At 44.2% G+C, this 14634-nt stretch carries 15 protein-coding genes and 1 riboswitch; of the genes, 8 read left to right on the top strand and 7 right to left on the bottom strand.

All coding sequences use genetic code 11. The annotated features are described in order from the left end of the window. Positions 1-127 precede the first annotated feature (127 nt). The 4 genes from ACNURT_RS10010 to ACNURT_RS09995 form a co-directional block, all read right to left on the bottom strand. Positions 128-1213 carry an SGNH/GDSL hydrolase family protein gene (locus ACNURT_RS10010; protein WP_419701623.1) on the bottom strand — a complete coding sequence of 362 codons (1086 nt, stop codon included), beginning with the start codon at positions 1211-1213 and terminating at the stop codon, positions 128-130. A gap of 55 nt (positions 1214-1268) precedes the next feature. Further along, positions 1269-1631, bottom strand: coding sequence for a VOC family protein (locus ACNURT_RS10005; protein WP_419701622.1), 363 nt, complete (start codon positions 1629-1631; stop codon positions 1269-1271). Between the two features lie 154 nt (positions 1632-1785). Then, positions 1786-4149, bottom strand: coding sequence for an endonuclease MutS2 (locus ACNURT_RS10000; RefSeq protein ID WP_419701621.1), 2364 nt, complete (start codon positions 4147-4149; stop codon positions 1786-1788). Further along, positions 4130-4636 carry a DUF4296 domain-containing protein gene (locus tag ACNURT_RS09995; protein WP_419701620.1) on the bottom strand — a complete coding sequence of 169 codons (507 nt, stop codon included), beginning with the start codon at positions 4634-4636 and terminating at the stop codon, positions 4130-4132. The genes ACNURT_RS10000 and ACNURT_RS09995 overlap by 20 nt, the downstream gene beginning before the upstream one ends. A gap of 136 nt (positions 4637-4772) precedes the next feature. Between ACNURT_RS09995 and ACNURT_RS09990 the strand changes: the two genes are divergently transcribed. From ACNURT_RS09990 to ACNURT_RS09970, 5 genes are all read left to right on the top strand, one after another. Next, complete coding sequence (locus ACNURT_RS09990; RefSeq protein WP_370994601.1) at positions 4773-5459, top strand: YggS family pyridoxal phosphate-dependent enzyme; 687 nt, start codon at positions 4773-4775, stop codon at positions 5457-5459. A gap of 120 nt (positions 5460-5579) precedes the next feature. Further along, a complete protein-coding gene (locus ACNURT_RS09985) occupies positions 5580-6047 on the top strand; it encodes an N-acetyltransferase family protein (protein WP_419701619.1) in 468 nt (155 codons plus the stop codon). 3 nt (positions 6048-6050) lie between these two features. Beyond that, entirely contained in the window at positions 6051-7019 is a 969-nt protein-coding gene (locus tag ACNURT_RS09980; protein ID WP_419701618.1) for a DUF3298 domain-containing protein, read from the top strand. After that, positions 7020-8276, top strand: a complete 1257-nt coding sequence (locus ACNURT_RS09975; protein WP_419701617.1) for an aspartate kinase — start codon at positions 7020-7022, stop codon at positions 8274-8276. Positions 8277-8425: 149 nt separating this feature from the next. After that, complete coding sequence (locus ACNURT_RS09970; RefSeq protein WP_370994605.1) at positions 8426-9322, top strand: YitT family protein; 897 nt, start codon at positions 8426-8428, stop codon at positions 9320-9322. A gap of 17 nt (positions 9323-9339) precedes the next feature. On the opposite strand, the gene ACNURT_RS09965 is transcribed toward ACNURT_RS09970, so the two are convergent. The 3 genes from ACNURT_RS09965 to metE all read right to left on the bottom strand — a co-directional run bounded on the left by ACNURT_RS09965 (position 9340) and on the right by metE (position 13226). Then, entirely contained in the window at positions 9340-9723 is a 384-nt protein-coding gene (locus tag ACNURT_RS09965; RefSeq protein WP_370994607.1) for an acyl-CoA thioesterase, read from the bottom strand. 140 nt (positions 9724-9863) lie between these two features. Then, a complete protein-coding gene (locus ACNURT_RS09960; RefSeq protein ID WP_419701616.1) occupies positions 9864-10862 on the bottom strand; it encodes a beta-ketoacyl-ACP synthase III in 999 nt (332 codons plus the stop codon). Between the two features lie 57 nt (positions 10863-10919). After that, on the bottom strand, positions 10920-13226 hold the full coding sequence (gene metE, locus ACNURT_RS09955) for a 5-methyltetrahydropteroyltriglutamate--homocysteine S-methyltransferase (RefSeq protein WP_419702124.1): 2307 nt from the start codon (positions 13224-13226) through the stop codon (positions 10920-10922). Between the two features lie 165 nt (positions 13227-13391). Continuing rightward, a riboswitch (cobalamin riboswitch) is annotated at positions 13392-13595 on the bottom strand. A 157-nt stretch (positions 13596-13752) separates the two neighbouring features. On the opposite strand from metE, the gene ACNURT_RS09950 reads away from it, so the two are divergent. The 3 genes from ACNURT_RS09950 (at position 13753) to ACNURT_RS09940 (ending at position 14511) form a co-directional block, all read left to right on the top strand. Then, on the top strand, positions 13753-14034 hold the full coding sequence (locus tag ACNURT_RS09950; RefSeq protein WP_419701615.1) for a 2Fe-2S iron-sulfur cluster-binding protein: 282 nt from the start codon (positions 13753-13755) through the stop codon (positions 14032-14034). Between the two features lie 126 nt (positions 14035-14160). Further along, positions 14161-14340, top strand: a complete 180-nt coding sequence (locus ACNURT_RS09945; RefSeq protein ID WP_419701614.1) for a winged helix-turn-helix transcriptional regulator — start codon at positions 14161-14163, stop codon at positions 14338-14340. Between the two features lie 48 nt (positions 14341-14388). After that, positions 14389-14511, top strand: coding sequence for a hypothetical protein (locus tag ACNURT_RS09940; RefSeq protein WP_419701613.1), 123 nt, complete (start codon positions 14389-14391; stop codon positions 14509-14511). Positions 14512-14634: the final 123 nt, after the last annotated feature.

Here is a 14634-nt window from a genome sequence, read left to right as displayed (position 1 = left end):
TCTATAATTGGTTGCTCAAATTTAGATATAAGAATCAAGAGTCAAGAATCAAGACATAAGAAATAGCATGCAATAAAGCTTTTTCCTTCTTGATTCCTGACTCTTATATCTTGACTCTACTGGTATTTTACCACTTCACCCGCTTATCAATAAAGCTGATCAGATCATCGGCCATAGCCTGCTGCTCTTTGGCGCTGGGATGCCCGGGGGTATTTTTGAAAGGGAAAAAGTGAGTATAAATAGTTTTATCGTTGAGGCTGGCTACTGCCTTTTCAATATAACCGGGCCATGGCGAACCTTCTTTGGTGGCATCCATACTGCCCAGCGCGCAAATGATCTGTGCTTTGGGGTATTTTTTGCGGATGTTTTTTACAAACTCCCGGTAGGCTTTAATAATCTGGTCAGGCTCGGGAGCTTTGGCACCAAACCGCTCTTTAAACTGCTCATTGTTGGGTTGCTGAACTATCCAGGAGTCGTTTTGAAACAGGTTGATGACCACCAACTCAGGCGTGTACTTCGAAAAATCCCACAGGCTTGTCGGATCCGTAGGATCAAGCCGGTTATACATTTCGGGCATAATGAGCGGGAACCAGCTTACCAGCACACCGATGCCGCTTTTTGATGTACATACATAATCGGCATCAAAATGGCGGGCGGTAATGGCGGCATAGCTGATATAGCCATTTTCATAAGGAGCGGTACCTCTGTCCTGCCCGGTGGTATCTTCCACAGCGTATCCGCAGGTGATAGAATTACCAAAAAACTCTATGCGGTGCTTTTTAGCGGGTGGCGCGGGTAAAGCCGTGGCATCCCTGGCCAGTATAAACTGGTAAAAAATAGTTTTACCCTTATCCCATTCTGTACGCTTAAATAACTCCAGACTGTGCACACCAGCGGGTAACCCTTCGGCAAGGGTATAAACTTTTTTGGTATTATCCAGGTGGATGGTGCCCGTCACCTTACCGTCAACAATTACAGTAAAATAGTTTTCACCGCGCTCATCCTGCAACATGGTCGAGGCTCCGGTACCGTTAAAGTTAATTTTCGCTGACGAACCCGTCCAGTAAAGCTCGGCGGCTTCATCCGTCATGTTGATACGGCCGGTATAGCGAATATGCGAGTCTTTACTTTTAAGTACCGCGATTTGAGCATTGGAGCAGCCTAAGCCGGCAGCAAAAATGAGGAACAGAACTACAGAGCAGATTTTGCGCATTGTTAATAGTTGTGATTAAAAGATGGGTTTACATGGTTTACACATTGATACGACGTTAGTCTAACGGCATACCAAATTGTAATATATAGGCATTATTATCAAAAACCGCGAACTCCCGCATGCCATAATTAAAATCTTCAATGGGATAGCAGATCACGGCTTTCTCTTTCATTTCATTCCAGATCTCATCCACATTATTGGTGCGGATATAAAATGAACCCGTGAACTTGGGCACCGTAAATGTTTCGTGCTCGTTGGGGAGCGCCAGCATAATTTCGATATCATCCCTGCTTACGGTTGCCCAGCCCCAGTCTTCATCAAAACCAATACAGGTGAAACCCAGATTACTAACATAAAAATCAACGCTTTCCTTAACACGAAGCGTATACAACATAGGAGTGATACTTTTTAATGCCATCTTTTCGGAACAAGGATTTTTGGAACAAGGAACAAGGACGGGGAAAGTAAAGATTTTGGGAACAAAGAACAAGGACATTTACTGTCATTTTATTCTTTAATCCTAAAATCCTTGTTCCTTACTCCCTAAATCCTTGCTCTTATAAAAAGCTAATTTACTTTAAATATGCATATGTTATACCATCTCCACCGCGGTCGGCGTGTTCATCTTCCAAACGGTCAACCTGGTCGTACTTTTTAAGGTATTGCCTGATCATTTTTCGCAGGATCCCATCGCCTTTGCCATGAATGATCTTGAGGTTGTTAAAACCCATCATCAGGGCACGGTCGAACAGTTTTTCAATAGCATGCAGAGCATCTTCGGTACGCATACCACGCACATCTATCTCCGGACTAAAACTGGCCAAATCATTGGTATGCGAATTAAAATTCCTGCGGATATCCTTTGGCACTGAGGATTTCGAAACCTTGACAACCCGTTTCCTTTTGGCCACCGTGCGCAGATCGCCAATGGCAATCACCACATTATCCTTAATCAGTTCAATTATTTGTCCGGTCGTTTCCGAGTCGGTTAATTTTACCCAATCGCCCGGTTTTAATTCCTCGTCAGTAGCCGGATTGGGTTTTACGGGTTCAACTTTAACGGTATTTTTTTTAAGCTCGGTATTCAGGTTCTCGCGCAGGGCACGGGTCACTTCCTTATCGGCATTGCTGCTTTTTATTTCAGATATGGTATTCTCAACCAGCTTATTCGCATTCAGGATAATGTTTTTCGCCTGATCCTTAGCCTCTTTGATCAGCACCTTTTTATTTTCATCCAGGTAGCTTTTCAGTTTTTCATTTTCGGTTTGCAGTTCGTTTACCCGGCGCTGCTGTTTATCCAGTTTTTGTTTGGTTTCAAATATCTCGCGTTTCTCGCGTTCCAGGTCAACCAGTAAAGTATCTACCTTTTTCTGGCCTTCGCTTATCTTGTTTTTAGCGAGATTAAGCACGTTGGCGGGCAAGCCTATTTTTTGAGCTATCTCAAACGCGTATGAACTGCCGGGCTTCCCAATTTCCAGCTGATAAAGCGGTTTCATCTCCACGTTATTGAACAACATGGAAGCATTTTCGATACCCTCCGTATTGCTGGCGAATATTTTGAGGTTGGAGTAGTGGGTGGTTACCATCCCCCTTACCTTTTTCTGGTTCAATGATTCCAGCACAGCCTCGGCAATAGGGCCGCCAAACTGCGGATCGGTACCGGTACCAAACTCATCTATCAGGATCAATGTTTTGCTGTTGGCATCCTCCACAAAGGTTTTCATTTTGCTCAGGTGGGCGCTATACGTACTCAGATCGCTCTCGATCGATTGATCATCGCCAATATCAACAAACAGCTGCTTAAACACGCCAACCACACTGGCTTCGGCAGCGGGGATCAGCAAACCGGCCTGTACCATCATTTGCAGCAGGCCGACGGTTTTCATACAAACCGACTTACCACCGGCGTTCGGCCCCGATACCACAATGATGCGGGTACCTTCGTCAATATGCACATTGAGCGGAACCACCGTTTTTTGTTCGGCCTTAAAATTCAGGAACAACAGCGGGTGGCGCGCATTGTATAGTTTCAATCGGGCTTCGTTAACTACCTGCGGCATTTCTGCCTCTATATCAATAGCAAACAAAGCCTTGGCGCGCACAAAATCAAGCTTGGTTAACAGGCCATGGTAGGATAGTAAAAGCGGTGTATAAGGCCGTAGTTCATCTGTTAAAGCGGTTAGTATTTTAACTATCTCGCGGCGGCGCTCAAACTCCAGATCGCGTACACGGTTGTTCAGCGTAAATACTTCTTCGGGCTCCATATAAACGGTTTGGCCCGATGCGGATTCATCATGGATAAAACCTTTAAGCTTCCGCTTATTTTCGGCCAGCAGCGGGATACACAAACGACCATCGCGCACAGTAAGGGAGCCATCAGCCGTCCAGCCACTGCCGGATGCTGCTTTAAATATCTGGTCTATCTTTTTACGGGCCTCTTGTTCGGCTTTGGCAATGCCCAGGGTAATTTCATTCAGTTCGCGCGAGGCGTTGGGCCGTATCTTACCTTTGGCATCAATTACGGCATCTATCTTTTTAAGGATGGCCTTTTCAATGGGCAGGTGCTCAAATAAAGCCTCGAGATTGGGATATAGCCCCTCCCGCTCGCTGAAATAAGCGATCACCGCGAACACGGTTTGCAGGGAGGTTTGCACCTGGTAAAATTCTTCCTCCGACAAAAATACGCCCTCGATACGGGCTTTATTGGCTAAGGTTTTTATATCGAAAAAGTGATGAATGGGTAAGGCAGCATCATTAACCAGGATATTTTTAAACTCGTTGGCCTGGTTCAGGAACTTATATATCAGATCGTAATTGCTCATTACCTGTATCTTGTCAACCATTTGTTGACCCATTTCGCTCAGGCAATGTGCTTTTATTAATTCTTTTACCTCGGTAAACCCCAGCTTATCAACACTATTTTTTGGGTAAAGCATCAGGATGTTTTTGTTTTAATTTTTTTAGAGAATCGGCCTTGCTCACAGCCTTCACGGGCTTTTGCGCGGCTTTTTTGATAGAATCGGCTTTGTGGGCCATTTTAATGGAATCGGCTTTTAAATCGGCCTGGCGTTTTTGGGCCGCTATCTTGTTAACCGAATCAGACAGGGCTTTGATCCGCTCATCAACCTTATCATATATCGCCATAAGTTTATCCGGATATGTGGCATAATAATTCAGGCTTTTTTTAAAAGTTCCCGAATCGGTATGGAACCGCTCAAAAGCAGCCAGGTAATTACCCATACCATATTTGTACAAGGTATCCGGGGTTTGCAAACCGGTATATAAACGCCCATCAATAAGGTGGATTTCGGTTAATAAGCCGGCCATGGCATCAGGTTTTATTAAGCCTTTTGGCGGACTATCGTTTTTACAGGCACATAAAAATAGTGATACTGAAAAAAACAAGGTTAAATATTTATGCATTCTGTAATTTAGCGGCTAATTAATTTGATTTGAAAATTTGAAGATGCGTTAATTTGAAAATGCCTAAATGATCCGAGCATTTTCAAATCTTCAAATTACCAAATTTTCAAATTAAAAAAAACAAATTTACGGATAAATGAGCATTGCAGATAATATCAAAAGCTTAAAAAAAGAAACGGGCCCGGGGGTAACTTTATTGGCGGTGTCGAAAACTAAACCTGCTGCCGACCTGCAGGAGGCCTATGATGCAGGCCAACGCCTGTTTGGCGAAAACACCGTGCAGGAAATGGTGGAGAAATATGAACAACTGCCTAAAGACATTCAATGGCACCTGATAGGGCATTTACAAACCAACAAGGTTAAATATATCGCGCCTTTTGTGAGCATGATTCAGTCCGTCGATAGCCTGAAACTGCTGCATGAAATCAACAAACATGCTGAAAAGGCAGGCCGCATTATAGATTGCCTGCTACAGATATATATTGCTGATGAAGAAACCAAATACGGCTTAGGTTTTGACGAAGCTATTGAACTGTTACGGTCTGATGAGTTTGTAACTTTCAATAACGTACACATCCGCGGACTGATGGGTATTGCCACCAATACCGATAACGAAAAGCAGATCAAAGAAGAATATTACGAGCTGAAGACATTTTTTGACGGCATTAAGCAAAGCTATTTCCGCAAGATAGATACTTTTGATACCCTGTCGATGGGTATGTCATCCGACTATAAACTGGCCATTGAGCAGGGCAGCAATATGGTACGCGTAGGCAGCACCATTTTTGGCAGCCGGGTTATTAAGCACTGGAAAAATAATTAAGTGAGTGGTTAGATTGGGTTGATTAAGTGAGTGGTTGCTTTGAGTAGATACAAAGAATGCCCAGATGATAACTCCCTACATGGCTTGCATGGTCCAATGAACTAATGAACAACTGAACTAATGAACATAAATATAAGAATTGCTAAAAAAGAAGACTGCCCGCGTTTAATGGAACTGGTACATGAGCTTGCTCTTTTTGAAAAAGCTCCGGAGGAAGTAACCGTGAGCCTACAGGAGTTTGAAGATGCAGGCTTTGGCCCCAAACCCGTATGGAAGGCATTTGTTGCCGAAGCAGAAGGGCAAATCATTGGCTTCGCGGTTTATTATATACGTTACTCCACCTGGAAAGGCTGTCGCCTGTACCTGGAAGATCTCATCATTACCGAACAATACCGCGGCAAAGGTGTTGGTAAATTGTTGTTCAACGTACTGATTGCCGAAGCCAAAGAATTAGACTTTAGCGGCATGGTATGGCAGGTGCTCGATTGGAATGAGCCCGCCATTAATTTTTATAAAAAATATGAGGCTAATATTGAAGCCGGATGGCTTAACGCCTCCTTGTCAAAAGAACAGCTTTTAAACTATTAAGCTATGAAAACCAGCTACAAATCAAATTCTTCAAAGGTTGATCCCAATGCTGTAACAACACATCGCGGACGACTTACCGCGTCCCCCCTTCACGGGGCAACCTTCTCTTCCGCTTTACGGCAAAGCGGGTGGAAAAGTTTCTTTTGTCTGGAAAACGAGAAGCCCAAAAGTCCTTTGTCTTTTTATCTTTTATTCATCTTTATTAGTTTCGCTTTCGCGTCGTGCCAGTGGGGTGTTCCATCAAAGCAAAAGGATACCAGTGTAGACACGCTTTCTTACACTTACAAAAACATACATGAGCGGGCGGCTGATTGCGGCGCCAAGCCAGACAGCGCGTGTACAGTGGTAAAAGTTAAATATCCGGTTTTCGCAGGGAAAAAAAAGCTGAACGATTCGGTGATCCGGAAGCTCACCAGTCTGTTTGCAATGGATGGTAAACCGGATAGCAGCATTGCCCTGATGACCAAAAACTTTTTGAAAGCTTATGCCGATTTCAAAAAAACGGATCCGCGTACGGAGATGTTTTTTGAGTTGAACAGCTACGCCAAAGTATTGCTGCAAGATTCCAGCTTTACGGCCATTGAAGTTGGCGGTTATACTTACCAGGGCGGCGCTCATGGCGGTTCGGCCACCTATTTCATCAACTGGGATACCAAAGCTAATAAGAACCTGGTACTGGGTGATATTTTTAATGCCGACTATCAGGACAAGCTGAAAAAAATAGGCGAGGCTATTTTCAGGAAAGACGAAAAGCTGAGCGATACCGCCTCACTGGCCAACAATTATTTTTTCAAGGATGATAAATTCGCCCTTAATGATAATTTTCTGATCACTCCTTTTGGTCTTAAATTCTTTTATAACCAGTACGAGATCAAGCCTTACGCAGCTGGCACTACCACACTGGTTATCCCCTATTCACAAATAAAATCATTACTACGGCCAAATACGGTTGTGACCAAATACATCAAATAAATGCTTGTTTTTAAATTCGGAGGTGCATCTGTTAAGGATGCCGGTGGCATTATTAACCTGGCCAGCGTTGTTAAAAAATATACGGGGGATCAATTACTCATTGTGGTATCGGCCATGGGCAAAACCACCAACGCGCTGGAAAGCCTCACCCGGGCTTATGTAGATCAATCGGACAATATGCACCTCATATACGAGGGCATCAAACAATACCATTTTGATATCCTGCATGAACTATTTGAGCCCAAACATCCCGTGTTTGATGAAATAGCCAACACTTTTGTGGAAATTGACTGGATGATCGAAGACGAACCACAGGACGACTATGATTTTATTTACGACCAGATCGTATCCATCGGTGAACTGGTATCAACCCGAATCATCAGCGCCTATCTGAACAAGGAAGGCCTGAAAAACCAATGGCTGGATGTACGCGGCTATATCCATACCGATAACACTTACCGCGAAGGCATTGTGCAATGGGATAAAACCCGCGAAAGTATTACCAGGGATATCCCAGCTTTACTGGATAAGGGCATTGTAGTAACCCAGGGCTTTTTGGGCGGCACATCAGAGAATTTTACCACAACGCTGGGGCGTGAGGGATCCGACTACACGGCATCTATTTTCGCGGCCTGTCTCAATGCTCAATCGGTAACTACCTGGAAAGATGTACCAGGCATTTTGAACGCCGACCCTAAATTTTTTAAGGATACCGTAAAATTTGATGAGCTTTCCTATTCCGAAGCCATCGAAATGACCTATTACGGAGCAAGTGTTATCCACCCAAAAACTATTAAACCACTGCAAAACGCGCATATCCCTTTGCTGGTTAAACCGTTTACCGATCCTGCAGCTTCGGGTACTGTCATTAAAGAAGATGGTATAAACACCTTTATAAAGCCGGTTATTATTCTGAAACAAAACCAGGTATTGCTTTCGATATCGTCCAAAGACTACTCTTTTATTACAGAAGATCACCTGAGTGATATTTTCGGTTTGTTTGCGCAGAACCAGGTAAAAGTAAATGTAATGCAAACATCAGCCCTGAGTTTTTCTGTTTGTTTTGACTTTTACGAAGAGCGTTTTGACAAGCTACTCAACAGTTTGAAGCAGGATTTCAAGGTAAAATATAATACCGGCCTAACGCTCATCACCATCAGGCACCATGCCGAGGGTGCACTGAAGGAGCTCATCGAGGGTAAAACCGTATTGCTGGAGCAGGTGAGCAGAAATACGGCTCAGGTGGTAGTGAAATAGTTAAAATCCACAAAAGCGTCATTGCGAGGCACGAAGCAATCTCTACAAAAGCAGGGCAACTATGCTTGTTTACTCTGTATAGCATAGAGATTGCTTCGTGCCTCGCAATGACGCTTTTAGCTTTTTAATAGCAAACAAACAACACAAATATGCCTCCTTTTAGCCTCAAACGGCTATATTTGGGCATGGACGCTATGAAGACAGTAAAGGATGCAATAACTATAGGGCTTGGGATATTATCTGCCGGATTTGGGTTAAAGGGCTTTTTATTATCGAGCCATTTTATTGATGGAGGAGCTACCGGTATAGCCATGTTGATATCTGATATTACTCACGCGCCCATTTCTATCCTTATTTTTATTATCAATGTACCGTTTCTTTGGCTGGGTTATAAAAAACTGGGACTACAATTTGCTATTAAAAGCACACTTGCCATTGGTTTGCTTGCTATAGTCCTGGCTACTGTTCAATTCCCGGATGTTACGCATGATAAGTTGCTTACCGCCGTATTTGGTGGTGTGTTTATAGGTACAGGCAGTGGCCTGGCTATGCGGGGCGGAGCGGTGCTTGATGGTACCGAGATTGCCGCCGTGCTGGTGAGCAAAAAAACACAACTACTCAAAGTAAGTGACTTTATTTTGCTGCTCAACGTACTCATATTTAGTCTGGCCGCATTTTTATTAGGTGTGGAACCCGCTATGTACTCCATACTCACCTACATGGCTGCCGCCAAAATGATCGACTTTATTTTGAATGGTATTGAGCAATACTCAGGTATTACCGTGATATCAACCCATAGCGAGGCCATCCGCAAAGCCATTACCGAAACGCTTGGTCGTGGTGTTACCATTTACCAGGGTAAAAGCGGTTATGGCAAGGATGGGCATATCAACGATCCCCGGGATATTGTTTTTACCGTGGCCACCCGCCTCGAGATCCCATCGCTTAAACAAACCATCCTGGGTATCGATCCCAAAGCTTTTATTGTACAGCAAAGTATTGATGATACTACCGGCGGTCTGCTTAAACGAAAAGGACTGCATTAAAAGCGGAAAACTCCTGCCTAAAGAACGCTTATTTTGTGTTTATGTTCGTCGATGGCTACAAAGGTAAATGTACCGGTTATGGCCTTTTCGCGTTCAAAAGAGTACATTTCTTCAATGTAGATCTCTACCTGTACCTTCAGACTGGTATTGCCGATATGTGAAACCGTGCCGATCAGCTCAATGATAGTACCGGCAGGTATGGGTCGGCTAAAATCTATCCGGTCTGATGATACGGTTACCATTCTTTTACGGGTAAAACGGGTGGCGGTAATAAAGGCTACCTCATCCATCATGTGCATGGCAGTACCGCCAAAAAGGGTATCGTAATGATTGGTTGTATTTGGAAATACAGCTTTAAATATGCGTGTTTCGGATGCTTTGATCCTTTCGTCTGTTGTCATGATTTTTTGTTGTTGAAGTACTTTGCACACATAAAAACGCGTCATTGAGGAACGAAGCAAAAGCCTCACCCTAACCCTCTCTAAAGGAGAGGGCCTTAAGACGTTTTTTGAAGTCTACAAGATTAATTAATGTGCTAAGCTTATCTCAGCTTACCCCATTTTAGCAGAGTGGCGCCCCATGAAAAACCGGCTCCGAAGGCGGTTAGTATCATGTTGTCGTTATATTTAAAATCGTCTTTAAAATCCCAAAGACAAAGTGGTATGGTGGCAGCGGTTGTATTTCCGTATCGTTCGATATTTACTTTTACACGCTCGGCAGGTAAACCTAAATGATCGCCAACGGCATGTATTATCCGGTAATTGGCCTGGTGCGGTATCAGCCAGTTGATATCATCAATGGTCATATCGTTACGTTCCAGCACAGCTTTACAGGTATCTGTCATACCGTTAATGGCGGCTTTAAAAACAACCCGGCCATCCTGGTGTATAAAATGTTTGTTGGCAGCAACACTTTCGGCCGTTGCCGGAACTTTTGAGCCCCCGCCCGGTACCAGTAAATGCTCCCGGCCTTTGCCCTCGGTTTTAAAAACACTGTCAATTAAGCCGGTACCATCTGTAGCAGGTTCAATTAAAACCGCTCCTGCCCCATCACCAAAAAGTATACAGGTGTTCCTGTCTTTATAATTAATAATAGCGCTGTTCTGGTCGGCGCCCACTACGATCACTTTTTTATAACGACCTCCTTCAACCAAACTGGATCCTAAGGTGTAAGCGTACAGAAACCCACTACATGCCGCGTTAACATCCGTTGCCCAGGCGTTGGGCATGCCCACCTTATCACAAACAATGCTTGCGGTTGATAGCAGCAAATGATCGGGAGTTGATGTAGCGATGATCACACAGTCAATTTCCTCTGGAGAAACTTTAGTACTATCAAGTAAATTTTTTATGGCCCAGGTGGCCATATCAGAAGTAGCGAGCGTTTTATCGGTTAAAATTCTGCGTTCCTTTATCCCGGTTCTTGATACTATCCATTCGCTGTTAGTATCAACCATTTTTTCTAAATCGCTGTTACTCAGGATACTATCTGGAACATAACCACCAATACCCGTTATAACTGCGCTGCTCTTTAACTTCATAAATACTAAAATTCTTCAAAAAACAGGCAATTATACGGAAATTGCCTGTTTTTGACGTCAGGAAACTGTTGTTTCTACAACTAACTGACGAAGTTGTTTTGCAGCCTGTACCATATTCACCAGCGCGGTTTGTGTTTCGGGCCATTTACGGGTCTTTAAACCACAGTCGGGGTTAACCCATAAATTGCCCGCTGGTAACAATGCCGAGGCTTTTTCGAGCAGCGCCGCCATCTCATCAACCGTGGGTACGCGTGGTGAATGAATATCATAAACACCGGGACCAATTTCGTTGGGATATTTAAAATCGGCAAAGGCGTTAAGCAGTTCCATTTGCGAACGTGAAGTCTCTATAGTGATCACATCGGCGTCCATATCGGCGATGTTTCCAATAATGTCATTAAACTCGCTATAACACATGTGGGTATGGATCTGTGTTTCGTCCTTTACGCCGCTGGCCGATATACGGAATGCCTGTACCGCCCAGTTCAGGTAGTTTTCCCAATCTTTTTTGCGCAGCGGCAAACCTTCGCGTATGGCGGGTTCATCTATCTGGATCACTTTAATGCCGGCTTGCTCCAGGGCGACCACTTCATCGCGAATGGCCAGAGCTATCTGGTAAGTGGTTTCGGAACGGGGTTGATCATCACGCACAAACGACCATTGCAGTATGGTAACCGGACCGGTAAGCATACCCTTCATCAGCCTGTCGGTATTGGCCTGTGCAAAGCTGCTCCAGCGCACCGTCATATCTGCCGGGCGGCTTACATCGCCATAAATAACCGGCGGTTTAACACAGCGGCTGCCGTAGCTTTGCACCCAACCGTTTTTGGTGAACAGGAACCCCTCCAAACGCTCACCAAAGTATTCTACCATGTCGTTACGTTCAAATTCACCATGCACCAATACATCAAGATCAATCTCTTCCTGCCAGCGAATGGCTTCTATGGTGGCCTTTTCTATTTGCTCGTCGTACTCGGCTTCGGTTAGCTCGCCTTTTTTGAGGCGTGCACGCAGCGTGCGGATATCGTTAGTTTGCGGAAACGAGCCTATGGTAGTTGTAGGGTACAGGGGTAGCTTAAAACGCTGCTGTTGTATTTTTTGGCGATCACTGAACGGACTGTCCCGGCGTGCGTCGGCATCAGTGATAGCGGCTGTGCGTTGTTTAACCTCCTGCTTATGGATCAGTTTTGACAGGTTACGACTGCTGATAGCCTGAATATTGGCCTGCAGCATATCGTTATTACCTTCGATGATCTGAGCCAGCTCGTTCACCTCGTTCAGCTTCTGTTTGGCAAAGGCCATCCAATTTTTGATTTCGGTGTTGATGGTGGTTTCCAGGTCGAGGTCAAACGGGGTATGCAGCAGGGAGCAGCTTGGCGCTACCATCACCCTGTCTTTACCCAATACCGTAATAGCTTTTTTAATGTGCGATATGGATTTGATGTAATCGTTTTTCCAGATATTGCGGCCGTCAATCACACCTAATGACAGGCTCAGTTTTTCGGGAAGCAGGGTAAGTACTTCGTCCAGTTGCTGCGGGGCGCGCACCAGGTCGATATGCAACGCACTTACCGGCAGGTTTACCGCCAGCTGGGTATTATCTTTCAGGCTTTCAAAATAAGTAGTAAGCAATATTTTAATACCCGGAGTATTTTTGCTGATCTCGGCGTAGGCATACGCAAAAGCTTCTTTTTCCTGCTGAGTCAAATCAAGGGCAAGGAAAGGCTCATCCAGCTGTACCCAAACCGCGCCGTATTCTTTCAGGCGTTTCAATACTTCGATATAAACCGGTACCAGTTTTTTGATCAGGTCGATCTTGTTAAAACCCGCCTGTTTCTCTTTACCCAGTAACAGGTAACTTACCGGACCGATCAGCACCGGCTTGGGTGTGGTACCGGTATGTTGTTTGGCAAGCGTAAATTCATCAAATACCTTTTCAGAAAACAACCTGAACTGCTGGTTCTGTACAAACTCGGGTACAATGTAGTGGTAATTGGTATCAAACCATTTGGTCATTTCCATGGCGGTTACATCCAGGCCGTCTTTTTGATAACCGCGGGCCATGGCAAAATACAGGTCGATCTCGGCATTGGCCTTGTTCTGGGTTAAAACCGGGGTATAACGCTCTGGGATAACACCCAGCATGAGCGAAGTATCCAATACCTGGTCATAAAAGCTAAAATCGTTACAGGGAATAAGGTCGATACCGGCATCAACCTGGGTTTGCCAATGACTAATACGTAGTTTACGGGCAACGGCAAACAGCTCATCACGGGTGGATTGACCGGCCCAGTATACTTCACTGGCCTTTTTGAGTTCACGGAGGGCACCTACACGAGGATACCCGAGATTGTTTTTGAGCATACGCATAAAACTTTTTTGGTTAAACATTAAATGGAATTAATGCTCCTTACGGTTTTCGGTATGCTTTCGGGAAATGGTAATAAAAGGCAAAAGCACAGCCCACAGGCGATGATTGCCCATAGTGCTATTCTTTTTCTTTGACTACTGCTTCAAAACGCGAAAGCATTGTCTTTTATACAGTGGGGCAAGTATCCTGGCTTGTAACATTGCTGCCATCCTTCTCAACCGCCGGCTGGCGGTCAATGGACCTGGTAAAGGGCATCAATTTTTTATAGTTACTTACAGTTGCGCGACAGCCCGTGATTTGCACACGGTTCCTTATTAATCCCTGCCCGGTAAAGGCAGGAAACCACACTGCTGAAAAAAAGTAAAGAACTTTATTACAACAAATATAGGCTTTAATGCAACAGCTTGTTAAGATGCAATAGGAAATTGCCATAGGATAAGTTTTGGATGGGAGTAAAATTTGCATCAATTAGGTTAAATCACAAAATAGTTTTTCTTTTGAATAGTCATTTTCCCAAAGATGCCGGTAACAGAAAACACTATCCGATTCAAAGTAGCCTACCAGGGTCACATTACCGAGGTACAGACCTACCCTAACCAGTACTATAGCTTGATGACACTGATCTCCGATCAGCTGGCCATCCCTGGTTTTGGTTTATGCTGTGGCATGGGCAGCTGCGGCACCTGCCTGGTGCAGATCAGCAACGGCTATCATCATGGCGTTAAAAACGTACTGGCCTGCGCCGTAAGCGTTAATGATGAACTGGCCAACGCCCTTGTTACCATAGCAGGTGTGTTTTAAAGAATTTATCTAAGCTATAAAGAAGTTTGTCGTCCTGAGTATAAGAAAACAAAAAAGCAAGCCATCCTGGCGTGCCTTTCTTTCTACGTGTCTCATCGGGATAATTCTTACGCCGTTCGCTTAAAATTGCTGTCCTTTGATGTTGTTGATAAATATTCCGAAGATGTGTATCCAAAGAAAACCGAATACCGGCTTACCGATCTTGGTAAAAGCATCCTCCCCATTTTATCCCAAATTGATAAATGGGGAACAGAGCACTCAGCATTCGTAAAAGAAAAGCTTCAGGAATTAGATGAGGTACAATAATAATTATACTAAGAAACCAACATCCGCATAACCCGAACAGACGAATTTATGGCCTGCCGTAATAATAAATTACCGGCAAACATGGTTAACGCGCTGAAACAAGTACATGCCCGTTTGTTACAATACCGGGAACGGTTCTCAAAAGGTTGGGAATTGGTTGTTACCTTATGAACGATCATAGGTAAGTAGGTGTTTAGCAAGGTACTGTCCTCATAGATTTTACCTATTGATTATAGAATTAATCGATTGTGATTGTTGACTTCAATATCCTAATTTTATCATCGTCAGGAATAC

It is taken from the genome of Mucilaginibacter sp. NFX135 (genome assembly GCF_048565145.1).
Taxonomy (GTDB): Bacteria; Bacteroidota; Bacteroidia; order Sphingobacteriales; family Sphingobacteriaceae; genus Mucilaginibacter.
Note: the sequence above shows the minus strand (reverse complement) of the source record. Positions and strands in the feature narration are given on the sequence as shown.

Coding starts and splice junctions, on each gene's coding strand:
- ACNURT_RS10010 (WP_419701623.1), bottom strand. CDS start 1,213: ATGCGCAAAATCTGCTCTGTAGTTCTGTTCCTCATTTTTGCTGCCGGC.
- ACNURT_RS10005 (WP_419701622.1), bottom strand. CDS start 1,631: ATGGCATTAAAAAGTATCACTCCTATGTTGTATACGCTTCGTGTTAAG.
- ACNURT_RS10000 (WP_419701621.1), bottom strand. CDS start 4,149: ATGCTTTACCCAAAAAATAGTGTTGATAAGCTGGGGTTTACCGAGGTA.
- ACNURT_RS09995 (WP_419701620.1), bottom strand. CDS start 4,636: ATGCATAAATATTTAACCTTGTTTTTTTCAGTATCACTATTTTTATGT.
- ACNURT_RS09990 (WP_370994601.1), top strand. CDS start 4,773: ATGAGCATTGCAGATAATATCAAAAGCTTAAAAAAAGAAACGGGCCCG.
- ACNURT_RS09985 (WP_419701619.1), top strand. CDS start 5,580: ATGAACATAAATATAAGAATTGCTAAAAAAGAAGACTGCCCGCGTTTA.
- ACNURT_RS09980 (WP_419701618.1), top strand. CDS start 6,051: ATGAAAACCAGCTACAAATCAAATTCTTCAAAGGTTGATCCCAATGCT.
- ACNURT_RS09975 (WP_419701617.1), top strand. CDS start 7,020: ATGCTTGTTTTTAAATTCGGAGGTGCATCTGTTAAGGATGCCGGTGGC.
- ACNURT_RS09970 (WP_370994605.1), top strand. CDS start 8,426: ATGCCTCCTTTTAGCCTCAAACGGCTATATTTGGGCATGGACGCTATG.
- ACNURT_RS09965 (WP_370994607.1), bottom strand. CDS start 9,723: ATGACAACAGACGAAAGGATCAAAGCATCCGAAACACGCATATTTAAA.
- ACNURT_RS09960 (WP_419701616.1), bottom strand. CDS start 10,862: ATGAAGTTAAAGAGCAGCGCAGTTATAACGGGTATTGGTGGTTATGTT.
- metE (WP_419702124.1), bottom strand. CDS start 13,226: ATGCTCAAAAACAATCTCGGGTATCCTCGTGTAGGTGCCCTCCGTGAA.
- ACNURT_RS09950 (WP_419701615.1), top strand. CDS start 13,753: ATGCCGGTAACAGAAAACACTATCCGATTCAAAGTAGCCTACCAGGGT.
- ACNURT_RS09940 (WP_419701613.1), top strand. CDS start 14,389: ATGGCCTGCCGTAATAATAAATTACCGGCAAACATGGTTAACGCGCTG.